Annotated in this window: 27 protein-coding genes and 1 pseudogene; 12 read left to right on the forward strand and 16 right to left on the reverse strand. The window is 46.9% G+C overall.

Annotated elements, in window-relative coordinates; genetic code table 11:
• Positions 1-19: 19 nt before the first annotated feature.
• Positions 20-730 carry a response regulator gene (locus OU814_RS10605; protein ID WP_017285921.1) on the reverse strand — a complete coding sequence of 237 codons (711 nt, stop codon included), beginning with the start codon at positions 728-730 and terminating at the stop codon, positions 20-22.
• A 267-nt stretch (positions 731-997) separates the two neighbouring features.
• Here OU814_RS10605 and OU814_RS10610 point away from each other — a divergent pair, with 267 nt between their 5' ends.
• A complete protein-coding gene (locus tag OU814_RS10610) occupies positions 998-2479 on the forward strand; it encodes a dolichyl-phosphate-mannose--protein mannosyltransferase (RefSeq protein WP_268182613.1) in 1482 nt (493 codons plus the stop codon).
• Here the strand turns inward: OU814_RS10610 and OU814_RS10615 are convergent.
• From OU814_RS10615 to OU814_RS10630, 4 genes are all read right to left on the reverse strand, one after another.
• Entirely contained in the window at positions 2463-2801 is a 339-nt protein-coding gene (locus OU814_RS10615) for a helix-turn-helix domain-containing protein (protein ID WP_190651528.1), read from the reverse strand. The genes OU814_RS10610 and OU814_RS10615 overlap by 17 nt on opposite strands.
• Positions 2802-2966: 165 nt before the next feature.
• A complete protein-coding gene (locus OU814_RS10620) occupies positions 2967-3341 on the reverse strand; it encodes a hypothetical protein (RefSeq protein ID WP_017285924.1) in 375 nt (124 codons plus the stop codon).
• Between the two features lie 88 nt (positions 3342-3429).
• Positions 3430-3699 carry a hypothetical protein gene (locus OU814_RS10625; RefSeq protein WP_017285925.1) on the reverse strand — a complete coding sequence of 90 codons (270 nt, stop codon included), beginning with the start codon at positions 3697-3699 and terminating at the stop codon, positions 3430-3432.
• A 59-nt stretch (positions 3700-3758) separates the two neighbouring features.
• Positions 3759-4097, reverse strand: a complete 339-nt coding sequence (locus tag OU814_RS10630; RefSeq protein WP_268182619.1) for a hypothetical protein — start codon at positions 4095-4097, stop codon at positions 3759-3761.
• Between the two features lie 402 nt (positions 4098-4499).
• On the opposite strand from OU814_RS10630, the gene ahcY reads away from it, so the two are divergent.
• Positions 4500-5777: an adenosylhomocysteinase gene (gene ahcY / locus OU814_RS10635; protein ID WP_268182622.1), complete on the forward strand. Its 1278-nt coding sequence runs from the start codon at positions 4500-4502 to the stop codon at positions 5775-5777.
• A gap of 100 nt (positions 5778-5877) precedes the next feature.
• Here the strand turns inward: ahcY and OU814_RS10640 are convergent, their stop codons facing one another.
• Positions 5878-6204, reverse strand: a complete 327-nt coding sequence (locus tag OU814_RS10640) for a type II toxin-antitoxin system PemK/MazF family toxin (RefSeq protein ID WP_268182625.1) — start codon at positions 6202-6204, stop codon at positions 5878-5880.
• On the reverse strand, positions 6192-6455 hold the full coding sequence (locus tag OU814_RS10645; RefSeq protein ID WP_268182627.1) for an AbrB/MazE/SpoVT family DNA-binding domain-containing protein: 264 nt from the start codon (positions 6453-6455) through the stop codon (positions 6192-6194). Before OU814_RS10645 ends, OU814_RS10640 begins: the two co-directional genes overlap by 13 nt.
• Positions 6456-6579: 124 nt before the next feature.
• On the opposite strand from OU814_RS10645, the gene OU814_RS10650 reads away from it, so the two are divergent.
• Together OU814_RS10650 and aroF are read left to right on the forward strand one after the other, a co-directional pair.
• Positions 6580-7380, forward strand: coding sequence for a mechanosensitive ion channel family protein (locus OU814_RS10650; RefSeq protein ID WP_268182629.1), 801 nt, complete (start codon positions 6580-6582; stop codon positions 7378-7380).
• A gap of 366 nt (positions 7381-7746) precedes the next feature.
• The gene (gene aroF, locus OU814_RS10655) at positions 7747-8592 is read left to right on the forward strand and encodes a 3-deoxy-7-phosphoheptulonate synthase (protein WP_268182631.1); all 846 of its coding nucleotides are present in this window, start codon (positions 7747-7749) and stop codon (positions 8590-8592) included.
• Between the two features lie 456 nt (positions 8593-9048).
• Here aroF and OU814_RS10660 read toward each other — a convergent pair whose 3' ends face one another.
• Positions 9049-10791, reverse strand: a complete 1743-nt coding sequence (locus OU814_RS10660; protein WP_017285935.1) for an Rqc2 family fibronectin-binding protein — start codon at positions 10789-10791, stop codon at positions 9049-9051.
• Positions 10792-10851: 60 nt separating this feature from the next.
• On the opposite strand from OU814_RS10660, the gene remA reads away from it, so the two are divergent.
• Complete coding sequence (gene remA, locus OU814_RS10665) at positions 10852-11097, forward strand: extracellular matrix/biofilm regulator RemA (RefSeq protein WP_017285936.1); 246 nt, start codon at positions 10852-10854, stop codon at positions 11095-11097.
• Between the two features lie 135 nt (positions 11098-11232).
• Positions 11233-11805, forward strand: coding sequence for a guanylate kinase (gmk, locus tag OU814_RS10670; RefSeq protein ID WP_017285937.1), 573 nt, complete (start codon positions 11233-11235; stop codon positions 11803-11805).
• A gap of 104 nt (positions 11806-11909) precedes the next feature.
• On the opposite strand, the gene OU814_RS10675 is transcribed toward gmk, so the two are convergent.
• A complete protein-coding gene (locus OU814_RS10675) occupies positions 11910-12434 on the reverse strand; it encodes a photosystem I reaction center subunit XI (RefSeq protein WP_017285938.1) in 525 nt (174 codons plus the stop codon).
• 373 nt (positions 12435-12807) lie between these two features.
• Between OU814_RS10675 and OU814_RS10680 the strand changes: the two genes are divergently transcribed.
• Genes OU814_RS10680 through OU814_RS10690 form a run of 3 tightly spaced genes read left to right on the forward strand, consistent with a single transcriptional unit; the run spans position 12808 to position 16170 of the window.
• Complete coding sequence (locus tag OU814_RS10680; RefSeq protein ID WP_017285939.1) at positions 12808-13116, forward strand: hypothetical protein; 309 nt, start codon at positions 12808-12810, stop codon at positions 13114-13116.
• 55 nt (positions 13117-13171) lie between these two features.
• Positions 13172-14698 (forward strand): M16 family metallopeptidase, encoded by a 1527-nt coding sequence (locus tag OU814_RS10685; protein WP_017285940.1) that lies wholly within the window; start codon positions 13172-13174, stop codon positions 14696-14698.
• A 5-nt stretch (positions 14699-14703) separates the two neighbouring features.
• Positions 14704-16170 carry a M16 family metallopeptidase gene (locus OU814_RS10690; protein ID WP_268182638.1) on the forward strand — a complete coding sequence of 489 codons (1467 nt, stop codon included), beginning with the start codon at positions 14704-14706 and terminating at the stop codon, positions 16168-16170.
• Positions 16171-16320: 150 nt separating this feature from the next.
• Here the strand turns inward: OU814_RS10690 and OU814_RS10695 are convergent, their stop codons facing one another.
• Together OU814_RS10695 and OU814_RS10700 are read right to left on the reverse strand one after the other, a co-directional pair.
• Complete coding sequence (locus tag OU814_RS10695) at positions 16321-16674, reverse strand: HepT-like ribonuclease domain-containing protein (protein ID WP_268182640.1); 354 nt, start codon at positions 16672-16674, stop codon at positions 16321-16323.
• Positions 16664-17008, reverse strand: a complete 345-nt coding sequence (locus tag OU814_RS10700) for a nucleotidyltransferase family protein (protein WP_017285943.1) — start codon at positions 17006-17008, stop codon at positions 16664-16666. The genes OU814_RS10695 and OU814_RS10700 overlap by 11 nt, the downstream gene beginning before the upstream one ends.
• A 185-nt stretch (positions 17009-17193) precedes the next feature.
• Here OU814_RS10700 and OU814_RS10705 point away from each other — a divergent pair, with 185 nt between their 5' ends.
• On the forward strand, positions 17194-18066 hold the full coding sequence (locus OU814_RS10705) for an alpha/beta fold hydrolase (RefSeq protein ID WP_268182643.1): 873 nt from the start codon (positions 17194-17196) through the stop codon (positions 18064-18066).
• Positions 18067-18163: 97 nt separating this feature from the next.
• Here the strand turns inward: OU814_RS10705 and OU814_RS10710 are convergent.
• The 4 genes and pseudogenes from OU814_RS10710 to OU814_RS10725 all read right to left on the reverse strand — a co-directional run.
• A pseudogene (locus OU814_RS10710) lies at positions 18164-18352 on the reverse strand (NAD(P)H dehydrogenase subunit NdhS); the annotation flags it as partial.
• 103 nt (positions 18353-18455) lie between these two features.
• Positions 18456-19742 carry a rod shape-determining protein RodA gene (rodA, locus tag OU814_RS10715; protein WP_017285946.1) on the reverse strand — a complete coding sequence of 429 codons (1287 nt, stop codon included), beginning with the start codon at positions 19740-19742 and terminating at the stop codon, positions 18456-18458.
• 12 nt (positions 19743-19754) lie between these two features.
• Positions 19755-20825 (reverse strand): Mrp/NBP35 family ATP-binding protein, encoded by a 1071-nt coding sequence (locus tag OU814_RS10720; RefSeq protein ID WP_268182647.1) that lies wholly within the window; start codon positions 20823-20825, stop codon positions 19755-19757.
• 50 nt (positions 20826-20875) lie between these two features.
• The gene (locus OU814_RS10725) at positions 20876-21382 is read right to left on the reverse strand and encodes a hypothetical protein (RefSeq protein ID WP_017285948.1); all 507 of its coding nucleotides are present in this window, start codon (positions 21380-21382) and stop codon (positions 20876-20878) included.
• A 328-nt stretch (positions 21383-21710) separates the two neighbouring features.
• Here OU814_RS10725 and hemF point away from each other — a divergent pair, with 328 nt between their 5' ends.
• Entirely contained in the window at positions 21711-22772 is a 1062-nt protein-coding gene (hemF, locus tag OU814_RS10730; RefSeq protein WP_268182649.1) for an oxygen-dependent coproporphyrinogen oxidase, read from the forward strand.
• Between the two features lie 192 nt (positions 22773-22964).
• Positions 22965-23324 (forward strand): STAS domain-containing protein, encoded by a 360-nt coding sequence (locus tag OU814_RS10735; RefSeq protein WP_197693294.1) that lies wholly within the window; start codon positions 22965-22967, stop codon positions 23322-23324.
• Positions 23325-23396: 72 nt separating this feature from the next.
• On the opposite strand, the gene OU814_RS10740 is transcribed toward OU814_RS10735, so the two are convergent.
• A complete protein-coding gene (locus OU814_RS10740) occupies positions 23397-25589 on the reverse strand; it encodes a DEAD/DEAH box helicase (RefSeq protein WP_268182652.1) in 2193 nt (730 codons plus the stop codon).
• Positions 25590-25691: the final 102 nt, after the last annotated feature.

The raw sequence follows: 25691 nt of genomic DNA on the forward strand, positions 1-25691 counted from the left end.
AGCAGAGTCCGAGAAAACGCTAGTTCAGTAATGGCATCACTGAAGTGGCAACGATCGCGGCTTGCGTACGATCCCGCAAATTCAGCCGTCCTAAAATACTCGCAACGTGGTTCTTAACTGTGCCCTCGGAAATGTCAAGAGTTCTTGCAATTTCTCGATTACTTGAGCCTTCTGCAATCAAACGCAAAACTTGACGCTCACGTGCGGTCAGCTTGGAAAATCCAGGCGGTAAATTGCTCGAAGACGTGCGGCGCTGAGACGGAACGAAAGGCAAAACATTTGTGGCAGGGGTTTCAATGGGCATCGTTTCTAATTCGATCGCTGGAGCCATTGCTTTCTGTAAAATCCCAGGACTCAGCTGAGTAAATCCCTTATGAGCCGTCCGCACCGCATTTGCCAATTCATCGGGGGACATGTCTTTCAGCAGGTAGCCGTGTGCTCCGACCTGTAAGGCATTGCGCACTGAAATTTCATCATCCGAAGCAGTCAAGACCAAAACCCGCGTGTCTGGACAACGTTCACAAATAGTCTGCGTCGCTGTAATTCCATCCATTCGAGGCATTTTCAAATCCATGAGCACAACATCGGGCAGGAGCGCCTCTGCCTGCTGCACTGCGTCATAGCCGTTATCCACATCCGCAATCACTTGTAGATCGGGTTCTTGATCTAGAAGCGCTTTCAGACCCTCTCGAATCAGGTTCTGATCGTCTGCCAGCAATACGCGAATCATGATAATCGGTTCCTCAACTCAATATTGATTTTCAGGCATAGGGCTTGGATATCCAAGAAATCACGCAGACTCTGAACCAAACCTGGCTGCGATCGCAGATGCTCCTTAGCAAATCAAAGATGTCATGCAAATCGTTCACGAAACTTCACCAAACGTATTTTTTATTATTTGATAGAAGAAATCAAGTCTTTTGTGACAGAAATTTACCAAATCCATTGAGAAATCAGTATGCTGAAAGACTAGAAAAATAGGCTCCAACAAACTGTGATGCGGAAGACTGAGCAACCGATCAAGCCGATTGCATGGTTTCGGCTAGGACTACTTGGAATATTTCTCGTTTCGTTGGGTCTCCGATTTTGGGGACTCGAGCGATTCAATACCCTAGTCTTTGATGAAGTTTACTATGCAAAGTTTGCAAATAACTACCTGACTGGCACAAATTTTTTTGATGGACATCCGCCTTTAAGTAAATATTTGATCGCGATCGGAATTTGGATTGGCAATCAAATCCCGATCGGTCGAGATACTGTTAATTCGCTCACGGGTTCCACACTGAGTACTTGGAGTTACCGCTGGCTAAATGCATTGACAGGCTCATTTATTCCACTGGTTATTGCCGCGATCGCATTCCAGCTGAGCCGCCGCCGAAGCTATGCTCTCGTCGCTGGAAGCCTTGCTGCGATGGACGGTCTATTCTTAGTTGAGTCTCGTTATGCCCTCAATAATGTCTATCTGGTGCTATTCGGATTATTAGGGCAATGGTGTTTGTTATTAAGTTTACGATCGTCCAAAAGATTGAATTTTTCTCTGGTATTATCCGGCGTATTTTTTGCAGCGTCTGCTTCAATCAAATGGAATGGTTTATGGTTCTTGGCAAGCATTTATTTATTGTGGGGAATTGGCTGGAGTTTTCGTGTGCTGAATTGGTTTCGTCAAAGCTCAAAAGGAAGTGAACAAATTCCGACCAATTCATTACCGACTTCGTCTGTATATCGCCTTACACAGATTAATTTGTTATATTTTTTACTCTGTTTCGCTGCAATTCCTGCACTCGTTTATTGGCTAATTTGGCTGCCTCATATTCACCTCAATCCAGAGTTTGACTTTCTCGAAGTTCAAAGACAAATTCTGGTTTATCACCAAAGAGTTGGCAGCGGATCAAACATTCATCCTTACTGTTCAACCTGGTACAGTTGGATACCCATGCTCCGCCCTGTTGCGTATTTTTACCAGGTTACCGAGTCTGTCAACGCTCCGATCCCTAGTGGAAACTCGGCATTAGTACTTGAGCCAGGGCGGGTTGTTTACGATGTTCATGCCCTGGGGAATCCGTTTCTTTGGTGGTTTTCGTCGATCGCGATCGCATTTCTCGTTTGGATACTGCTCGAACACTGGAAGATCCTGCCGAGTTTGGCTATCCCCAATGCGCCCAGACTCAGTTTTTTGCCGCCTCAAGAGTTGTGGATTGTCTTATTTTTGCTGATTAGCTATGTAGCGAATCTATTACCCTGGGTTCCTGTATCGAGATGTGTGTTTTTGTATCACTATATGGGTTCATCGGTATATGCCGGGATGGGCTTGGCTTGGCTCGTCGATCGCTGGTTTAGAACCCGCGAATTTCGTGCGATCGGGATTGGTGTGATGGTAATTTGTGCCATCAGTTTTATCTTTTGGATGCCCATCTATCTCGGCTTACCGCTGACCCTAGATGAATACAAATTGCGGATGTGGTTCAGGTCTTGGGTTTAGTCAATCCTTCGATCTCTGACATCAGTTGAGCGATCGAGGATTTAATTTCTGAGATCTCACTACTCAGATGATCTAATCGCACTTCTACGGTCTTCAAATTGATTGGCATCTGCCACATCGAAAATTTTAAGGCTGCCAGAATTTTTTCCACCGTGGCGAAACTCGGCTCATATTGAGGATCGTTTAAAATCCGATTGATCTGCTGAGTGTAGCCTAATGCACTCCCACCATGCTCCTCAGCAATTTTGGCGGAAATCTGACGAATGCTCAGCCCTTGGGTTTTCATCAGTTCCCGAATTACTTCCACCACTCTTTCTTGCATAAAGCCCCACCTTCGATTACGCTATGCTTCTGAGAACTTGAATCAACTGAACGACCTTGCCGCATATGGTAAAGGTCTTTTTTTACGCTGATATATCGTACAGATGTTTCCATAGAAAAGCAGCAGAACGCTGCGTCGCTCTGCTGCCAACCGGGTTTCAATGTCTTACAGACCAACTAACTCACGCGCTTCCAAACCGCTCAACTGTTGCGCGATCGTCAATCGTGCTTCTAACTTGGCGACACTGAACTCGTTCCGCAACCGCTCGAGATGAGCAAATGCATTCGCCTTCTCGGTCGTAGCCCGATTCAGCGCATCCACTGCCCGCTGATACTCGGAATTCACTTGCAGGACTTCAAATCGCCGAGCTTTGCGTTGGTTGTCATTTTTTAGCGCCGTCTCAAACGCCACCACCATATCGGCATTGCCTTCCAATCGAGCAATGTGGTAGCGAATTTCTGCGATATTTTGCTCTAGCTCATTCACATGCTGAGAAGCTTGCGCGATCGCACTGGGATATTGATCTAATCGAAGTTTCATGACTGACATCCTGAAAATAATGAAGTGGTCAGTAGCCATCGGGTCAAAATCTGACACCGACTACGAACAACAGACAGCCTTTCAAGCCTTAGGCGACGAGTTGAGGCACACGAGCCGTTAACTCAGACGGCAATTCGGTCAGAGTCGGAGGAATCAGTTGGGATTGAGGCGCAGCTTGCTCGAGTACCTGCACTTCAATCTTGACGGACACGAGATAAGAACCGGGTTGCTCGCCCACTGCCTGCGCGATCAGTTCTGCAAAACCAGGTCGATCGGCGGTAATTGGGTCACGTAACGAACAACGATCCCATTCATACTTGGCATTCGGATCAAGCTGAAGAATGTAATGCTTCGTCATGGAACAAGAACCTTGAATCACTTGTACTATTGTAGTGTAAAATCGCTACGATTTCAAGCTTAAGCGGCAAGAATTTTACGGCGGAGTTTGGGCAGTTGTTGCTGATCTTTGCGATCCCAATATGCCAAGCGTTTCGCAATCTCAGTGTCGCCGACAAGCTTAATTTCAAACGTAAACTGAGTCAAAACTTGGCTTTTCTGCACCGAGAATCGATAACCAGAACTCGCAAGCGATTGAGCAAATTTTTGAGCTTGATTTAGCTTGTCAAAACCGAAATAACAACTACTCAGCGATCGCCGAAACGGAGTGCGCACTACTAAAACTCGACTCGAAAGATATTGTCCAACACGTCCATCTCGCAGCGAGAAAAATCGACCGATCGGGACAAAAGTATTCATAGAAAGGAAAGAATGTGTCGTTCTTCTATTGTAGTTAAAATCCACTACAAAAATTCGCCTGCTTTAGCGCAATTCCCGTCTCACATGGGGCGGTTTATCCCCTCACACCGTGTTTGGTATATATGTACTATATTAGCCGATTTATATGTAAAGTGCACACAGTTCCTAAAGAAAGGTTAAGCTTTCAAAGAAGTCGAGCAAGGCTTTGTAAAGCCCCTAAAAAGCTTTATTGATCACCTTGACTTTAGTGACTTCCCCCTTGACAGTGGGAATGACTTGCTACGTCAGCGATCCATATCTAAGAATTTTTCCGACGAGATGGATTAATTTGAAGCGGCAAGTTAGTTTGTTAAGGGGAATTACACCCCAACTCTGATGTCTCTCTGAAAAAGGAACATTTTCATGACCGCAACACCCGTCCGCTTGAAATACGAAGTCAAAGACCTTGCCCTCGCACCTGCTGGAAAACAGCGGATCGAATGGGCTGGGCGGGAAATGCCCGTCTTGAAGCAGATCCGCGATCGTTTCGCTCAAGAGAAGCCGTTTGAAGGCATTCGACTCGTCGCATGTTGCCATGTCACGACCGAGACTGCAAATCTCGCGATTGCACTCAAAGCTGGTGGAGCTGACGCGATTTTGATCGCAAGTAATCCGCTGTCAACTCAAGACGATGTAGCAGCAAGCTTAGTCGCTGACTACGAAATTCCCGTTTTCGCTATCAAAGGTGAAGACAACGATACCTACCACAAGCACGTGCAAATCGCGCTTGACCACCGTCCTAACCTCATCATTGATGACGGTTGTGATGTCGTTGCAACATTAGTACAACAACGCAAACACCAACTCGAAGACCTCATTGGAACCACGGAAGAGACCACAACCGGGATCGTCCGTCTTCAAGCGATGTTAAGAGACGGTGCGCTGACGTTCCCGGCAGTAAACGTGAACGATGCTGAAACCAAGCATTTCTTCGATAACCGTTACGGCACAGGTCAATCCACCCTCGACGGTATCATCCGTGCGACCAATATTCTGCTTGCTGGCAAAACGATTGTCGTTGCAGGATACGGCTGGTGCGGTAAGGGAACTGCAAACCGTGCGCGTGGATTAGGCGCAAACGTCATTGTGACGGAAATCAACCCAGTTGCAGCGATCGAAGCTGTGATGGACGGTTTCCAAGTCATGCCGATGGATGAAGCTGCGAAGCGTGGCGATATCTTCATCACCGTGACAGGTAACAAGCACGTGATCAATGGCAGCCACTTCGATGCAATGAAAGATGGCGCGATCGTATGTAACTCTGGTCACTTCGATATCGAAATCGATCTCGAAGCTCTGAAAGAGCGTGCAAGCGAAGTGAAGACCGTTCGTAATTTCACCGAAGAGTACACCCTCAAGAGCGGCAAATCCGTTGTTGTGTTGGGTGAAGGTCGTTTGGTGAACTTAGCTGCGGCTGAAGGACATCCGAGCGCAGTGATGGATATGAGCTTTGCAAACCAAGCATTGGCAGCAGAGTATTTGGTGCAGAACAAAGGCAAGCTAGAGCCAGGTGTTTACCCGGTTCCGACTGAGTTAGATCAAGAAATTGCTCGCTTGAAATTACAGGCAATGGGCTTCTCGATCGATAGCTTAACCGAGTCGCAAATCGAGTACATCAACTCCTGGACTTCTGGAACCTAATCGTTCCCGACCGTCTAATCTACACTTTGGGTAGGTAGTGTTATGCTGCCTACCTTTCTTATTTCTGATTCACATTTCTTGAAAACTTCCTGCCAAAAGCTCATTCTGCAAAGATGTCAGCTAGCGTATCGAGAATCGCTCTTTGCTCCTCGCAAATTTGATCTAGAAATTGAACAAGTCGGGCTTTATCTACTGCTCGAATTTGATCCAGGACAATTTGACCCGCTTTGCCTTGAAACTGACAATCCACTCGAAATGGGAAGTTTCGTCTTACAGAAGTTAATGGAGCTATCAAAACTGTTTTGAGTAGGCGGTTCATTTCATCAGGAGAGATGATCACGCAAGGGCGAGTCTTCTGGATTTCAGAACCAACGGTAGGATCTAGCTGAACGAGAAACACGTCAAACCGACGCACTACCATTGCCATTCGGTTTCATCCCATTGGGTTGAAGTTTCATCGTCAAGTAAGCCTTCATCCCCAGATGTTTTGATTTCCGCAGCGATCGCTGCTTCCCATCCAGCACGAGGATGAGATATAGGACGGATAATCAAACGATTGCCTTCGACTTCGATCTCAACTTCACTTTGAATGCCACTTTGCTCTAGTAATGGCTTCGGAATCCGAATCCCTTGAGAATTGCCAAATTTGACGAGTCGAGTCCGAATTGTTCCACTCATAAATTAAAATCACAATGTATATACATTGTGATTACTCAGAACGAAATTTGTCAATAGTGATGCGGGATGCTTCACATTTCTTCTGTAGAATCCTCACTAGATAAGCTAGAGGAGGTAGAAACTCATGACATTCAATGCTCAAACAGTGACATCCCTGAGTGATACCTTGATCAATTTAGCATCTCAAAATCTGCCGAAAGTGATTTGGGCGATCGTGATTCTGCTTGTTACTCGTTGGATCGCAGACGCTATTCGACCGATCGGATTTCGCCTACTTAAATATGCAGAGCCAACCCTGCAAAAGTTCCTGATTCAAGTCGCATCGATTATGGTTTGGATTGCGGGAACCGTTGCAGCTTTAAATGCGATCGGGATTCAAACGACAACCGTGATTACGATCATTGGTGCAGCAGGTTTAGCCATTGGTTTAGCTTTGCAAAATAGCTTGTCCCACTTTGCGGCAGGCGTTATGTTAGTTAGCTTTCGACCATTTGAAGTCGGAGACTCGATCGAAGGTGCAGGTGTCGCAGGCATGGTTGATAGTATTGGATTGTTTTCGACGACGATCGTGTCGCCTGATAATGTCCGCATTACCGTGCCCAATAGCAATTTATTTAGTGGAACCCTGAAGAATAATACGATTATGGGAACGCGGCGAGTCGATTTGCAGATTAATATTGGTCATCGCGAAATTGACTCGACCATGACGCATCTGTTATCGCTGGTACAACCTCATCCCCTCGTATTGCGCGAACCCCGTCCAACTTGTCACGTCGAGAGCATTACACCTGACGCAACAATTTTGTATTTACGTCCCTGGTGTGCTGCGATTCATCACGAACAAGTGCGATCGGAGATTTTACAACTCGTTCAAGAAGCACTTCAATCCATCCCCGCCAAACAAGTCGCCCAATCGGGTACTTGACGAACCTAAGAAAGCTCTGTTAGGGTTCAAAGTAACAGATTTACAAGCCAACCTAGAGAAATGCAACTCGGCACTTCCTACTTTTACTTTTTTTGGCGATCGGCGGTTCACCCGGCGAGGTAAATCCTCATGAGTCCGTCCGGTGAACCGCAGAGTAACATCTGCGGTTTTTTTATTCTCAAAATCTTCTTTCTCAACATCCTCTTTGCAATGACTTATCTCACTTCCTGGCTTTACGGTTTTTACTTTTTTACCCGCAGGCGCTCTGGGTAAGTCATTTGCATGTGTGATTGCAACCCGGAGCCTCAAATCAGGTTCCGGGTTTTTTGTTTGAAGTTCACCCAACCAATTTAAGGAGTTCATTCCATGAAAGACGCTAGATTAGTCCGCAAAACTGAGTCCACTTCCAACTCGATCGTGTCTCTGTCCAACAGTGTTGCCATCGGCGGCGACGCGATCGTGATTATTGGCGGTCCTTGCGCTGTCGAGAGTTTGGAACAGATGGAAACGATCGCACGGGAATTAAAATCGGCTCCGATTCAAGCATTACGGGGAGGTGTGTACAAACCACGCACCTCCCCGTATTCTTTCCAGGGTTCTGGTTTAGCTGGACTGGAAATCTTAGCAACCGTTCGTCAGCGCTATGATTTGCCGGTCGTCACAGAAGTCATGGCAATTTCTCAAATTGAAGAGATCGCTCAATATGCTGACATGCTGCAAGTGGGCAGCCGGAATATGCAGAATTTCGATTTACTCAAAGCGTTGGGACAGACGGATAAGCCGATTCTCCTGAAGCGAGGACTCGCAGCCACGATCGAAGAATTCGTGATGGCAGCCGAGTACATCATGAGCCACGGCAATCCGAATGTCGTGCTCTGTGAGCGAGGAATTCGCAGCTTCGACAACTACACCCGCAATGTTTTGGATTTGGGTGCTGTAGTTGCGTTGAAGCAAATTACGCATTTACCTGTGATTGTTGATCCGAGCCATGCGGCAGGTCGGCGAGAATTGATTGCAGATTTGTCGAGAGCCGCGATCGCGTGTGGAGCAGATGGATTAATCATTGAGTGTCATCCCGAACCTGATCAATCGGTTTCAGATGCACAACAGGCTTTGTCGATCGAGAGCATGATGCAGTTGGTGCAAAGTGTGCAGCCTGTGGCAAAAGCAGTGGGTCGAACCGTCTATGAAGGATGTTTCGCGATCGCTTAGAGTTTTGAGCTTTATGGAACGAGTTGGAGGCGATTGTAAGTTCAAGAAGACTCCTAGATTCCCAAAATGAGAAGACTCCAGGGACAACTGAATCACTCCAACCGTTGCAAAAGAATCAATAATCTGAGTATTAATTCAGACTCAATAACAAGATCAAAATCAGTCTAATCGCTCAAAGATCGCAATCTGTTGTTACATAACATACAATGATTTTTATCGGATACTGATAAACATAAATAAAGAGCCAACCCCTTGAGAGATCGGCTCTGAATCAACCTGTTGTCGTTTCACATTGGAGAAAACCCATCTGCGCTTTTTCCCAAAATTGCAGCGGGTTCATAGAGTAATAATCCCTATTCGCTTGCTATTGTAACAACATACACAAAACTTTTGTCATGAAACTTCATGGTTCTCGGACATATATCTTCCTGATGACTGATTCTCTCTTTCTAAGATCTAGCTAATCGGTCGGTGCGATATCGCAAATTCTCTACCCTGCTGCGGTTGCCCCCAAATGACCCGCTCCTGTTTATAGATAACGGTTCCAGGCTTTGCGCCCTTCGGTTTATAAACGTGTTTTGGTTCTGTGTAAACTACGGGAACTTGTTCGCTTTGACGGGCACGGCTATGAAACGCGGCTAAATTTGCCGTAAATTGCAGATCTTGTTCATCTGCGATCGCTCCCGGTTCCAGTCTCAACAAAACATGACTGCCCGGAATTTCTTGAGTGTGAAACCACAAATCGTATTCCGTCGCCGTTCGGAACGTGAGTTGATCATTCTGGCGATTATTCCGACCGATCAAAAGCTCAAATCCGCCTGGCGTTTTGTAGCGGTAGGGTTGAGTTTCAGAATCTTGCTGAGTTGTCGCTTTTCGATACTCAGAGCCTTCGAGATAGCCTTCCTGAACTAATTCATCCCGGATCTCTTCGAGCGCTTTCAAATCGTCTGGAGTTTCGTAGCGATCGAATTGCGCGATCGCCGTTTCAATCTCTTCTAAATAAAACATCTCATCTTGAACCGCTTTTAATAAAGGTTCGATCGCGGCACGAGTTCGCTTTAATTTCTGGTGCTGCTTGTAAAGGCTTTGAGCATTCAGAACTGCATTCTTTTCTGGATCGAGTGGGATGGTTACAGGCTCCCCGGTTTCAAAATCGCAAAGCTCGATGGATTGCATACCTGGCTCCCACAGATGTAAATGAGCCATGAGCAAGTCCGCTTGTTGCTTCGCTTGGTCTGCTCGATCTGAGCGGTCTAATCGACTCTCAAATCCTTCTGCTTTGACTCGTAGCTTTCCAAGGACAGCATTTAATCGCTGAGTGATCTGGTGAAGCAGTTGAGTAAAAACCTGCTGATTCAACTGATCGCGATAATAGCGATCGATCATGTTCTGAACGCTCGTTTCTCCCTGACCCCAGAGCACTGTATAGCCGGATGAAGTAAATCCTGGCTGGAAATTTTCAGCCTCAAGCGATTTCAACCAAAATTGCCAACATTCAAATAATCGTTGCCATTCACCGTCAGACATTTCATCAGTTAAGCGATCTGGCTGAATTTCTGCCGCTTTAACCATCGATAAAACCAGCGAAGAACTTAATCCTCGATAAGCTTTGACCAGATTTTTCCGAATTGCACCTGGAACAAGAGCAATTCTCGATTTCCAACGTTCAAAATCTTCTGCCAAACTCGGAGCCGGATCGAGTCGAGCAGGCGGCAACTCATACGGCTGCCCTGTCTGAATCGGACGCACACTCGATTGATTGGAACTCACCTGATGCGCTGCTGTAACAATTGCATTTTCCTGATTCACCAAGATGGCATTGCTATACTGACCCATAATTTCAATATAGAGATGCCATAGCGCAGGCTCCCCTGGACGATGAGCGAACTGCAAATCGATCGCTCTTTCCCAAGGCGAAACAGGCTCGATCGCGACCAAGGCTAATCCACCTAGCTGATGCCGCAATTGCTGACTAAATGTGAATGTATCCGGATCGCGAGGCGGCGGCTCACTCATATGCATCCGGGCTGCCTGCGGATGCCAGGATAGAGTTAACCATCCCCGCTGCTTTAGCGTTCGCAACGCCAATAAAACTGTAAAGCGATCGCGCTGATACGCCTGTTCAAATCTGGCTGGAAGCCACTGCGATCGCAATTCCGCACAGACCGCCATTAGCGTTGTGAAATCAACTGGTTGCATTTTCTACCCCCTCTTATTTTTTCAGTATTGTGAAAAAACAAGTTCTCTCAATTTTTTCTCATGACGGAGATCAAACTCATTAACATCGGCTTTGGCAACATCGTCTCCGCCAGCCGAGTCATCGCGATCGTCAGTCCCGAATCCGCACCCATTAAGCGTATCATCAGCGACGCCCGTACAGGGGAGAAGCTGATCGATGCCACCTATGGACGCAGAACCCGCGCTGTCATTGTCATGGACTCCGGTCACGTCGTCCTTTCAGCGATCCAACCTGAGACAGTTGCGCATCGTTTTTTAGAAGGGTAGAACTAAGAAAACCGTAATTTCCGAGAAAATTTTATTTTTTCCGCCGAATCCTTCATCCTATCAACGAGCGTTGCAAGCTATACTCACAGAATCAGAAAACTGGGAACACTAGCGCATCAAATTAATTAGGCAGCCATGAGCAAGGGTAGACTAATTGTTTTAACAGGGCCAAGCGGAGTCGGAAAAGGAACCTTGCTAAAGTCGCTTCTTCAGCGCCACAAGGACGATCTATTTCTCTCTGTCTCGGCAACCACTCGATCCCCCCGCCCCGGAGAAGTCGATGGCAAAAATTATCACTTTGTCACCCGACCACAATTTGAGCGTATGGTCGCCCAAGGGGAATTTCTCGAATGGGCTGAATTTGCTGGAAACTGCTACGGCACTCCTCGCAAGCCCGTCGAAGAAAAAATCCGATCCGGAAAATGGGTCATTCTCGAAATCGAACTCGATGGCGCTCGCCAAATTCGGCGATCGTTCCCGAGCGCTCTGCAAATCTTCATCGCTCCGCCTTCCATGGTAGAACTCGAAGCTCGCATTCGAGGACGCGCCCAAGATCCTGAAGCCGCAATTTTGCGTCGGCTCCAGAGAGCTTGGGAAGAGATAGAAGCAGCAGGGGAATTTGACATTCAGATTGTCAATGACGATTTAGAACGGGCGCTGGGCGAAATTGAAATCGCTTTATTCGAGCCAGTTGCAGCTGTCTGCTGAGTCAATTTAGCGCAGCAATTTGTCTCGTGCAGTCAAGTTGACTACACACTACAACAAGTGGGCGATCTTTATGATGCCCACTTAGTTTAACGGGTTAACAGAGTTTACAGACCCGTCCCAAAGTGCTGGAATAAGGCTGTATTGGACAATAAGAAGTAGGTCAGAACCGCGCCGAGAACCCCGCCAAGCAGAAATCCACCTGCGTACTCATTCCAACCGTGCCCAGTTGCGAGTTCTTGGGGCGGGTTAGGAGTAGTAATCGTTGCAGTAGGAGCGGGGGGATTGGTTGCGCCGTAGAGTGAGATGCTCAGGGCTGAAATCAAGAGCAACCCAAATCCGGAGAGCAAGCCAGAGAGCGCTGCCATTGGAGTGTCGCGTAAAGGACCTAGCAAGGTAAAGGGAAGAATAATCCACAACCCGTGGAAAAAGCCGACTTCTAAGCCGCGACGTTGAGGAGAAAGACCTTGGCGGTAAGCAGGCAGCGCTGAAAGATAGGATTTGACGAGCGGAGAAGAATTGATTGGCGTAGATAGGTTGCCGTCATAAATATCAGCACCGGGAGAAACGACCTCGTTATTGCGGGGATCTCTGGGGTCATTCGTTGCTTCAGGATGTCTGAGGACTTGCATAAGAAATAGATCCAGTTTTATAGGGTTCTAGAAGCGATCTTAGAAATGCGTTAAGTCAGCTTCATCAGCCTTTAGAAGTGAGGAAAAATCTTTCTTTTGTTAGACCAGTTTCGGACGCTGCGATCGCCGGATATCGATATATTGCGATCGCTGGAAATCAACTGCAAGATTCGGAATGTAAGGGTTTATAAACCTGTAGCCCGATTTACAGCTTGATTTTTAGCCCCAGTGCAATAATCATTGCAATCTAGTTCACCAAGTTTCTTTATAAAGATTTAAGATTTAGCAACAACTCGCCCCAAACCTAGAAATCCCCCGTATTGTTAGAAGAGTTCAACCTGTTCATTCAAGTTCGTTTCATTGAGGTGAATCTATGTCATTTGGCATCACCATCAGTTATCTAAGGTCGCTATTGCTCGCGGTGTTGCTCAGCTTTCTTACACCGATCGCGTTAATTGGCAGTGCAATCATCATTCTGCTCTGCATTGGATCTGTACCGGGATTGATGTTGTTCGGGCAAGCCTGCGCGACTCAATTGCTCTATTTCCTTGCAACCTTTGGCAATGGCAGTGCTTGGGAAGGTGTCATTGTTATTGGATGCGCGTGTGCTGTGGTCGGTGGTTTGTTTGATACGTACATCTTTACAGTTACGACTTCAACGGATAAGTTCGACGCAAAATAGGTCAATTTTGACGAAACTCTCTAGGATAGAGAACGTGCCTTAAGGGTTTCGTGGAATGAAAAGAATAAGTCGAGCGATCCTGAGCTTTGGATTAGTTTTTCTGTTGAGTTGGCAAAGTGCGCCAGGAATCGGATGGGCGAGAACTCTGCCTCAGACTCAATCGATTCAGCCTTATCTCGATCGAGTCATTCAGAATATTACCGAGTTTAAGTTAGAGAATGGCTTGAAGTTTATTGTTTTGGAGCGGCATCAAGCGCCAGTGGTTTCGTTTCTCACTTATGCCGATGTCGGTGGAGCGGATGAGCCAGAAGGAAAAACTGGCGTTGCCCACTTTTTAGAGCATTTGGCATTTAAAGGAACAACTCGGATTGGAACAAGTGATTACAAAGCCGAGCAGCCACTCCTAGAAAAATTAGATCAGCTAGCAGCAGAGATTAAAGCTGCAAAAGATCAAAAGAAAGATGTCACAGCCCTGCAAGCAGAATTTACTCGCATTGAAGCTGAAGCCACACGGCTAGGGCGACAGAACGAATTAGGGCGAATTGTTGAGCAGGCGGGTGGAGTTGGCTTAAATGCAAATACGTCCGCAGATGCGACTCGCTATTTTTACAGTTTTCCGTCGAATAAGTTAGAGCTTTGGATGTCCTTGGAATCTGAGCGCTTCTTAGACCCAGTGTTTCGAGAGTTTTATCAAGAGAAATCTGTCATCCTCGAAGAAAGACGGCTAAGAACTGAGAATTCTCCGATCGGGCAATTGATCGAAGCCTTCACAGGAAAAGCGTTTACAGTTCATCCTTATCGCCGCCCAGTGATTGGCTATTCACAAGATTTGGTCAATCTGACTCGCCAGGATGTAACGGACTTTTTTAACACGCATTACACTCCGAATAATTTGACGATCGCCATTGTTGGTGATGTCAATCCCACCGAAGTCAAACGTCTCGCTCAAATTTATTTCGGTCGATATAAAGCAAAACCTGCACCGCCAGAAGTCCTTGCAGTCGAGCCACCGCAGACGCAGCAGAAAGAAGTTACTCTCAAGCTGCAATCTCAGCCTTGGTATTTGGAAGGCTATCATCGCCCGGCATTGAACCATCCAGATAATGCCGTCTATGAAACGCTGACATCGATTCTCAGCGACGGACGGACTTCTCGACTCTACAAATCGCTGGTCGAAGAGAAAAAATTAGCATTAGCCGCACAGGGACTAAATGGATTCCCCGGAGATAAATTCCCGAATTTGATTTTGTTCTATGCGTTGACGGCTCCCGGTCGATCGCTCGAAGAAGTGGCATCTGCACTGAGAGCAGAAATTGAGCGCTTAAAAACTCAGCCAGTTTCAGCACAAGAACTCGATCGCGTTAAAACTCAAGCTAGAGCCGGATTACTGCGATCGCTCGATTCTAATATGGGCATGGCTCAGGCATTGTTGGAATACGAGGTGAAAACGGGAAGCTGGCGGAATTTGTTTCAGCAAGTTGATGCGATCGAGAAAATTACTCCTGCGGATATTCAGCGAGTTGCCACCGCAACTTTTACTGATCAAAACCGCACCATTGGTCGAATTTTGCCGCAAGGATAAGCACGATGAAATTATTCCGACTCTCAAGTTTATTTGTTCTTGCCTGTCTGGTTGTTTTGCTGCGGGTTCATCCCGCCGTGGCAGATACGCCCAAGCATTATACAGATCTCAAATTCTCGTCCCCTCCAGAGGTCAAAGTCCCCGACTATACCCAGTTCAAGCTCAAAAATGGCTTAACCGTGTATTTGATGGAAGACCACGAATTGCCTTTAGTGAGTGGAACTGCGATCGTCCGAACTGGGGATCGATTTGAACCTGCAAATCAAGTTGGACTCGGTGAACTGACAGGAATCGTGATGCGCTCTGGCGGCACTCAGAAACGCAGTGCCAATCAGGTGAATCAATTCCTAGAACAACGTGCCGCCAGCATTGAAACGAGTATTTCAACCACGGCTGGAAATGCGAGTTTCAATACGCTGACCGAAGATTTGCCAGAAGTTTTTGATCTGTTTGCAGAAGTGATTCAACAACCTGCATTTGCAGACAATCAAGTCGCGATCGCGAAAGTTCAAGCCCAGGGCGGAATTGCTCGACGCAATGATGACCCGAATAGTATTGCAGGACGAGAGTTTCAGAAATTGATCTACGGTGCTGAGAGTCCTTATGCTCGAATCACTGAGTTTTCAACACTTGCAAACATTACTCGCCAGGATTTAGTCAATTTCTATCAGCGATCGTTCCGCCCGGATCAGATGCTCCTTGGAATAGTGGGAGACTTTGATCCGAAACAAATGCGATCGCTAATCGAAGCAAAGTTTGGAACCTGGAAACCGACAGGTCAAGCGATGCCTCGTCAGCTTCCACAGGTCACTCAAGCCAAGCAAGGCGGCATTTTCTTTGTCAATCAGCCTCAATTGAATCAGAGCTATCTGCAAATTGGACATTTAGGCGGATCGTTGAACAGTCCTGACTATCCGGCTTTAAGCGTGATGGAAGATGTGCTAAGTGGGTTTGGGCGGCGATTGTTTAATGAAGTGCGATCGCGTCAAGGCTTAGCTTACTCAGTGTATGCAAGTTGGGGGGCGCAGTTTGATCATCCGGGTGTGTTTTTAGCAGCGGGAGAAACGCGATCGCAGGCAACCGTGCCATTCATTCAAGCTGTGAAAAAAGAGATTGAACGGATTCGCAAAGAGCCGATTTCACAAGAGGAGCTAGGATTTGCGAAAGATACAGTTTTGAATTCGTTTATCTTTAATTTCCAAGATCCAGCACAGACGCTTTCTCGATTGTTGCGGTATGAGTACTATGGCTATCCCAAGGATTTCATTTTCCAGTACCGTAAAGGCGTAGAAGCGACGACAGTTGCAGATGTACAAAGGGTTGCACAGAAATATTTACAGCCTGAAAAGTTAGTCACGATCGTAGTTGGAAATGAGAAGGAAATTAATCCACCGTTATCGACTTTGGGACAACCTGTAACAGCTGTAGATATTACGATTCCGCAGCCAAATCAGCCTGCGGCAGGTCGATAAAAGTCTGACTGCGGTTTTAGAAAGTGGTTCTAAAGCCTCCCACTCCAAGGTAGTAGTTCATCACAACCAAGCTGATAGGGAGATAGGGGAAAGGTCTGAAATCATAGTTATGGTTACATCACCTCATCTCCCCACTCCCCACCCCGCTCGTTACTGGCTCTCTTCGGGCGGTTCTAGTAGGGGTTCGAGGCGGATGAGTAAATCAGGGATGCTGGTCTGTGTAATGATCCAAATTGTCTCTAAGTCCACGCGATCGTACTGGTGAGCGGCAATATCTCGAAGACCAGCCATGTCGCGCCAAGGAATATCGGGGAACTGCGATCGCAGTTCTGTAGAAACGCGCTTCGTTGCTTCGCCAATGATGATGTAAAAGTAGAGGACTGCCGCTTGCTTTTCTCGATCAGACTGAAACGCTTCAAGGGTCAAAGCCCGCACGGCACGCTGAATTTGTTGAGCAGCATCTACAATATCTAAAATCGCTTCTGCATCGCGATTAGTTGCCATAGATTACCTGTGCCGATTCCAAGATGTTGCGTTTCCGAATCCAGTTTCGGCTTTCCTGAATTGCCTTCTTACTAACGAGATCCACTTTACGTTGAAGCAGCGCTTCGAGTTCATCTTGCATATCTAGCCATTCCGTTAGCCCTTGTTTTGCCGTTGGATGAAACGCTACCAGCACATCGACATCACTTGTATGCGGTTGAAAATCGTCGCGCAGGATAGAGCCAAATAGAGCAAACTCCAGGACATGCCAACGCTGACAGAATTCAGCAATTTGGTCAGGAGAAACGTGCAGCCGCTCACCTAAAATTTTGTCAAAAGCCAGGTTAGAACTCATTGCGATGATGGGGTGTCTGATAGTTTTGGTCGATTCCCAAGCAGGTCGCCTAGTCTTTTATTTCTAGCATTATATGCTCATAGTACATTTTAACCTCTACTTCTCAAACTCTATTGCAAGGTATTGATCATCAGCCGAATGTGAGAGCTAGCTAGAATATATTTGATGCGTTCAAAGCGAGGCTCATGCTGCAATTTCAGCCCCCAGGATTTAGACAGAAGAATACTCAAACTAGCTTAGGAACGATCGCTTACTACACTCAAACTGAAGTGGTAGAACAATCACCGATCGTCTTCCTTCATAGCTTCGGTGGTGGCTCCTCAGCTTATGAATGGTCAAAAGTCTATCCAGTATTTGCAAGACAGCATCAAATCATTGTGCCGGATCTTTTAGGTTGGGGAGAGTCAAGTCATCCTGCACGAAATTACCGAGCCGAAGATTATGTATCGTCGATCGCTGAATTTCTCCCAAAAGTAACCCGTGAACCTGCAATATTAGTGGCTTCTTCATTGAGTGGTGCATTAGCGATTCGCGTCGCAATTCAGCATCCTGACTTAGTGAAGTCACTGTTTCTGGTGTGTCCATCTGGATTTGATGATTTTGGCGAGGGAGCAGGCAGACGAATTCCCAGAGAGATTATTAATACACCGATTTTAGATCGCGTGATTTATGCGATCGGAGCCACGAATGAATTCGCCGTTCGGAATTTCTTAGAGAATTTCTTGTTTGTGAATCGCGATCGCATTACTCCAGAGATGGTAAATGCCTATCTTGCATCTGCGCGCCAGCCCAATGCAGAGTATGCAGCATTGGCGTTTTTAAGAGGAGATTTGTATTTTGATCTGTCACGATACTTGCCGCAATTGACAGTGCCCACTGCAATCGTTTGGGGAGAAGAAGCGCAGTTTACCGATGTACGATTAGGACAACGGTTGTCGGACTTGAATGAAGGAGTGAGATCGTTTGAAGTCGTGCCGGATTCGGGAGTGTTAGTCGCATTGGAGCAACCTGCGATCGTGGCTGGACTATTACAAGAATTTTTGAGTGTAGAGAAGTAGGAACTGCACTTTTTCCTATTGGGAAGCTGCATATTGCAAAAACTCCAAGTTTTCAGAAAACCTGGAGTTCTAAAGAATCTTCAAAAAATTGAGCAGATTACTTTCCTGCCTTTTTCTTCCCAGTTTCAACCACTTCAAGTTCCGACATTCTAAACGTGATTAGTTTATCCCAGTTGCCACCTTCAAACAGGACTGCAACTTTCCCATCGCTAATCCGCTGTACGAGTCCTTGGAACCCGTAGTAAATATCGTTAACATTCGTCACGCGAACGGCTGAACCTGGTAAAAACATAATTCTGCTTCAATACGTTTCACTATCAGTTTACCGTGGCTCTCGGCTTCCCTGATATTGATTCTCGTCGATGCGATGATCGCACTTTTCCAATTGATTAGAATTTTGACTTCTGTCGAGAGTTCGCCACTGATTCGACTAACCCGATCGCCAAAAAATTCATCAGCAATGCCGCATTCCCGTGGCTTAACCAAGGCAGCGGAATTCCCGTAACAGGCGCAAGATTAATCGTCATGCCGATATTGATCGACACTTGGAAAATAATCATTGAGAACACACCCACGGCAATCAGTGAACCAAACTCATCCTTTGCACTTTGAGCAATAATCAGCAGACGATAACAGATCAGCAGATAAGCGCCCAACACAAAAATCGAACCGACAAAGCCTAATTCCTCACCGATCGCAGTAAAGATAAAGTCTGTATGCTGTTCAGGGACAAACTCTAGCTGGGTTTGAGTGCCATGAAACAATCCTCGTCCGAAAGTTTCTCCAGCCCCGATCGCAATTCGTGACTGAATGACATGATACCCAGCCCCCTGCGGATCTTGATCTGGATCAATCAGCGTCAGAATCCGAGCTTTCTGATAGTCATGCAGCACAAATTGCCACAGCACTTGACCAAGCCCGCCCGCGACCGTATTAATCACAACGGGTACTAAAATCCCGTAAGTCTTCCACGGCAAAGTTCTCCAGGCAACCACCCCAACGAAAGCAATCCACAGTCCTAGCCCCACAATCCCGATCGCGCCTTTTGCCACCAGCGTTGTGAACAAAATCGCAGAAATGACTGGAGAAATCAGCAACAATAGCCAGCCCGGATTCGCATTTCCCCAATACAATATCCCGAATGTAATGGCACCAAATACCAGCGATGTGCCTAAGTTAGGCTGTAAAAAGATTAACGCCCAAGGCAAAGCAGCGATCGCCAAAACTTTCAGCATTTGAGGCAACGTCGATGCCGATCGCTGATGCAAAATCGCAGCTAGCGTAATAATAGCGCCCAACTTCGCAAACTCAGACGGCTGAATCCCGAACCCAAAGACATTTAGCCATCGCTGTGCCCCTTTTTCCTCGACTCCCACGACCATTACCAGCAGCAGTGCTACATTGGTCAGACCATAAATCCACCATTTCCAAGCCAGCAGCGCGTCATAACGCAGCCGAGAGATGACGAAGATCAAACAGGTGCCCACACTCCCAATCAGAGCGTGAAACATCCAGTCCCGTCGCTCCGTATGATTCAGTTGCACACTGTGAATCATCAACCCTCCTAAAATAGTCAATGCTAGGACTGCGCCTAACAAAAACCAGTCCATATCTTGCCAGGGTTGAAGCCAAGGTCGGAGCGTAGACGGAATCGGAGACTTTTTCTTGCGAAACATAGAAATTTGAGCTTATGCGAGTGCTGCAACGGATACTTTAGCAGCAATTTGCTGAGCAATTTGTGTCAAGGCTTTTGCCGAAGCAGAATCGGGATCGCCAACGACGATCGGAATTCCCTTGTCTCCGCCCTGACGCAGCGGGATTTCCAACGGTACACAGCCCAACAAAGGCACATTTAGCTCCGCCGCAGTCTTTTCGCCTCCGGCTGAACCGAAAATGTCATACTGTCGATCGGGCATGTCCGGCGGAATAAAATAACTCATATTCTCAACGATGCCTAATACTGGGACGTTCAATTGTTGAAACATCTTCAACCCGCGCCGAGAATCCAGTAGCGCAACCGTTTGAGGAGTTGTAACAATCACTGCCCCCGCCATCGGAACCGCTTGCGCCATCGTCAATTGAGCATCTCCAGTTCCCGGAGGCATATCGACGATTAAATAATCGAGATCACCCCACCGAACTTGATAGAGAAACTGACGAATGACACCATTCAACATCGGACCTCGCCAGATCACAGGCTGATCCTTGTCGATCAGAAACCCCATCGAAACTAATTTGACTCCGTGATTGAAGGCAGGTTCGAGAATTTCACCTTGTTCTGTTTGCGTAACTGCAACACCCGATCCTTCAAGCCCCAACATTGTCGGAGCATTCGGTCCATAAATATCGGCATCGATTAACCCGACTTTAGCGCCAGCTTGCGCCAATGCCACTGCAACGTTAACGGCAACTGAGCTTTTCCCAACGCCACCTTTACCACTGGAAATCGCAATAATATTTTTCACACCCTCGATCCCAGTACGATCGGGTAAAGATTTTTGCTGCGGTGTCTCAGCGGTCACTTCGACTTCGACGGATGTCACACCGGGTAAAGTTTTAATCGCCCGCTCACAGTCTTCGACAATAAACTGACGTAACGGACAGGCAGGAGTCGTCAAGACCAATGTAAATCGAACATTGCCATCGTCGATCGACACATTGCGAATCATGTTCAACGCCACCAAACTTTTTTGGAGTTCAGGGTCTTGAACTGGTTTAAGCACTTCTAAAACGGATTCTGCACTAAGAGTTTCTAGCATGGAGAGATCGAGTCAGGGTTTGATTCGATCTTACCGTTCTACGGATCTCGTTAGAAGTCTAAACAACTGCGTTGATTCGATCGCGGTAATTCCGGTTGTTCCGCCGCATGTGCCAAATCCTCAGCCACTCGTGCCGCATAGGGCTTAATAATTGACCAAATCAATGGCGACAACCACCCCTGCAATGTCACCGAATACGCAATACTCGTGCCCGAAACGGTTGATTTCACTTCGTACTGAATCCGTTCCTCAAGCCCAGGAATTGCCATAATTCTCACACTCAACAATTCCCGCGGATCAACCCGCTCGACAAAAATCCGAATCGGAAACGGTCCCAATCGCGTCACCGCTTCATAAATCAATCCCGGCTTTGCCACCTGCCCTCGCGGAACATTCGTGTGCGAAATCATCGGATGCCACGAGACATCCGCTAAATCGATGACTTTTTTCCAGAGATCATCGACCGAGGCTGAACTAATCGCTTGGTACGATCGCGCTAATGTCATTTCGACACGTCGCCGCTTGCGGTAGAAGAATGTCCAAGGAAAGTTCAGCATAATATTCATCTCCTCTAAGGCGAACCTGTACGCTAAAGCCGGGGTGATTGATCTTAGCCAAATTGAGTCCCCGATCGTCATCCTTCTCAAGATGCTGACCGACTTCTTGGGGCAGAAGTCACAGAACGTTATAAACATTTACGATCTCTACTTTCCGCACAGGATGCGCGATTCGCACCTTGTAAATCGGCTCAACTGTTTAGACAGGAACCGTTTCGCGATAGTCTAATTGAACCGTCTAGATTGAGCAATCCTGCTGCTCGAACCTAACGGAACCTTTAAACTTCTTCACCGATAGTAAAGCGATTCGTTCCAGGAACCGACGTTTATGACTGCCTTCTCCACTTCCGACAAGACCGAAACGACTCAAGCGCTACCGCCTCAAGATTCAAGAGAGCGGGTGAGCCAATGGATGAAATCTTTCCAGGATCAAGTTTGTAAAGGCTTAGAAGCCGTTGATGGTGAAGCGACGTTTCGCGAAGATAGTTGGACGAGACCCGAAGGCGGTGGCGGGCGATCGCGAGTCATGCGCGAAGGTCGTGTGTTTGAACAAGGCGGAGTCAATTTTTCCGAAGTTTGGGGCAAGGATTTGCCACCCTCGATTTTGGTACAACGTCCTGAAGCGAAAGGTCATAGCTTCTATGCGACGGGGACTTCGATGGTACTGCATCCCCGGAATCCTTACATTCCAACCGTGCATCTGAACTATCGTTACTTTGAAGCAGGTCCCGTTTGGTGGTTTGGCGGTGGTATTGATTTAACGCCTTACTATCCCTTTGAAGAAGATGTTATCCATTTTCATCAAACACTAAAACAAGCATGTGACCAGCATCATCCCGAATACTATCCCACCTTCAAACTCTGGTGTGATGAGTACTTCTATTTGAAGCACCGCAATGAAACTCGTGGAGTTGGCGGTATCTTCTTTGACTATCAGGACACTCAAGGCGTTTTGTATCCGATTTTCTATCCAGGTTCGCAAATGGACACTCCTGCCGCACAATACAGTCAACAAGTGGGTGCAGTGCAAGGTCGGACTTGGGAAGATCTGTTTGCGTTTATTCAATCTTGCGGAAATGCGTTTCTGCCTGCATATACGCCGATCGCTGAAAAACGCAAAAATACCGAATATGGAGATCGCGAACGCCAGTTCCAACTCTATCGCCGGGGACGGTACGTCGAGTTTAATCTGGTCTACGATCGCGGCACAATTTTTGGCTTACAGACCAATGGACGCACAGAATCGATTCTGATGTCACTGCCTCCGATGGTGCGGTGGGAATATGGGTATGAACCAGAAGCTGGAAGTCCAGAAGCTCGGTTGTATGACATTTTCTTGAAGCCACAAGATTGGATCAATTGGTCACAAAACGGGGCACACTCAGCTTAATGGTGATTAGCCATTAACATCCATTTGTTAAGCCTTGCATGTCGAGGGAAGCGTTTTTCTAGCGCTTCCCTCTTTTTGCAGAAGGTAATGGTGTTAGCATTTTCCCTGATTTGGGCATAACTGACCTAGAGAATCCCCCCAATCGCTTGCACGAAGCAAGTCCTGATTAATATGGAGCAGAAGTCGATCCTCATGGAGCAAAGAGTATTTAGTACCCCGGATGGCAATACGATCGTCGTATTTAATCCGAGCGGGCGCTTAGATATCACAACAGCGTGGCAGTTCCGCACCAAGCTACAGGACTGTATTGCGAAACAAACAAATCATATTATTGTCAACTTAGGTCAGGTAAATTTTATTGATAGTTCTGGGCTGACTTCGCTAGTAGCAGGGATGCGGGATGCAGATAAAGCACGCGGCAGCTTTAAGCTCTGCAATGTGCATCCAGAGGCAAAACTGGTCTTTGAAGTCACGATGATGGATTCAGTATTTGAGATTTTTGAGAGTGAAGAGGAAGCTCTGGGAACTGCGCCGCAAAAGTTGGCAAGTTAACCCAAGTTAAACGATGACAGATTTTCCGCTTAAGGGCTTTCATCTTCAACTCTGCTTTGGTGAAATTGAGTATTACCACTTGGCGATCGCCGTCGTGAGTTCTTCTAGATCCAAATAATCGCTCATGAAGCTTTTTCTGAGCAATTCTGATGGAATGTAAGGATCAAACTTTTGCAGCTTTGGAATCTCATCATCAGGCAGGAGCATATTCGCTTCTAAGCGGCGATTGGCTAACGATCGAATCTCGTGATCCAAAGTCTCTAGCTTGCATTTTCCCAATCGAACGATTAGAAAATAAGGCGATCGCCCTTTAATACTTTTCAGTCCCAAAGCATCTTTCGCGTAAAACCGCAAAAATCGCTCCAAGGTCCGAAATGGAATCGTTCCCATCCAGGGCAGAATACAGCAAACATCCTCTTCAATCAATTGAATCGGCTGATGTAAAAAGCCTTTGTATTGCGCTAGCTCTCTTGCTTCTTGGAGTCGCCGTTTCGCACCGGGTTGCAAATAAGGATACATCGTTGTCTCTTGCAGCACTTTTCTCATGCGCCGCAACACTCGAGTATGAATCTCGCCCATACTGCCGCGCCATGAGCTAGAAGTCACGGATTTTGTACTAGGAATCACAACGATCGTTTTTTTCTTTGCATTGACCTCGATCACTTCCCAGGTTTTGCCTGCTAGCGAAAAGCGATCTCCCTCCATTGGCGGAACGATGATACTGCCAACTGCTTTGCCATCATGCTTAACGAGATACTCCTCGGTATCCGGGAAAATTGCATAGAACTTGAAATTATTAATGATTTTTTCGGCTGTAATGCCAATGATCAAGCCTCCAGTCGGGGTTTGTTCTAAATGATCAATGTCGATTAAATGCCGTAAGAACAAGCGAAAATCATCTTGAGTCACCGACTGAAAGGGGGGCAATTTGAGAACATTTTGCGCGATCGCACTTGGCGACAATTCTCCTAGCGCTGCCAACGTACTCATTGTTTGGTGATAGAGCAAGCTGAATGGATACTGCATTTCCCGTGCAGGTTCAATCCATTTTTCCTCAATGTAAAGTTGAATAATCGCGATCGCTTGTAATAACTGCCAGGGAATCTGCTCAGGTAAAATCTCCTCGCCGGTCGGTTTGTCTTCTGCACAGACAAATCGCATCTCGGCGGTATCGCCTCTTCGCCCTGATCGACCCAAGCGTTGCAGAAAGCTAGCAACCGAAGCAGGTGCTTCCAGTTGCAGCACGCGATCGAGATGTCCTAAATCAATTCCCATTTCAAACGTCACGGTTGCTGCTGTCACAGCGAGCTTCTCCTCATCCCGCATGGCTTCTTCAGCCGTCTCTCGCAATGCTGCCGAGATACTGCCGTGATGAACGTGATAAATATCCGGTGCGCCTTTCGCCTGGGCAATTTCTCGCAATGCCGCGATCGCTTCTTCGGTTGCAGTCCGCCCATTCGCAAAAATCAGGCTCTTGCGTCCTTCTGTCTGTTGAAACAAATACAAATGATAGGGATTAAAGACGCGATCGCGGGTATCTCCTTTTGCCCGGACAACTAAACCCGGATCATAGAAATGTTCGATCGACAACTGAATTTTTCTCGCGGCTCCTTCAATTTTTGGGGTGGTGACAGATGGAGAAGTGTCTGCCCGCAGCCACGCTTCTGCTAAAGAATAATCGCCCAGAGTTGCAGACAGTCCAATTCGACGCGGTTGGTTACCTGTCAGCTTCGCAAGGCGCGAAAGTTGACACAAGATTTGGCAACCGCGATCGCTGCCAATGAATGCGTGAACTTCGTCAATAATCACAAACCGAAGGTCGCCAAATATACGATCGATGTCAGAACTTTTATTGATCAGCAAACTCTCCAAGGATTCAGGCGTAATTTGCAGAATGCCACGCGGATTTGCCAGTAGCTTTTTCTTCCGGCTTTGAGACACATCTCCATGCCATGCCCACACAGGTAAATCCGCGAACCGTAAGAGATCCGTTAATCGATCGAACTGATCATTGATCAAAGCTTTAATCGGACTAATGTAAATTGCACCAACGCTGCGAGATGGATTTTCATGCAGTAACGTCAACGCTGGAAGAAATGCAGCCTCAGTTTTCCCGGATGCTGTACCTGCGGCGATTAGAAGATGCTGATCGGTATCGAATAAAACTCGACATGCTTCTGCTTGAATTGGGCGTAAACTGCTCCAACCTTGTGAGTAAATATACTCCTGAATGAAAGGCGCTAGCCGATAATACGGGTCTTGCATGCTCGATTCCCTCAACACACTACTGAGCCTACTGCACAGCCTACTTTAGCGCCGAATTTCGCCTTTAAGACCTTGATTTTGCATCTTTGTATCCTAACCCTG

This window comes from Leptolyngbya sp. GGD, from assembly GCF_026735145.1.
GTDB classification, from domain to species: domain Bacteria; phylum Cyanobacteriota; class Cyanobacteriia; order Leptolyngbyales; family Leptolyngbyaceae; genus Leptolyngbya; species Leptolyngbya boryana.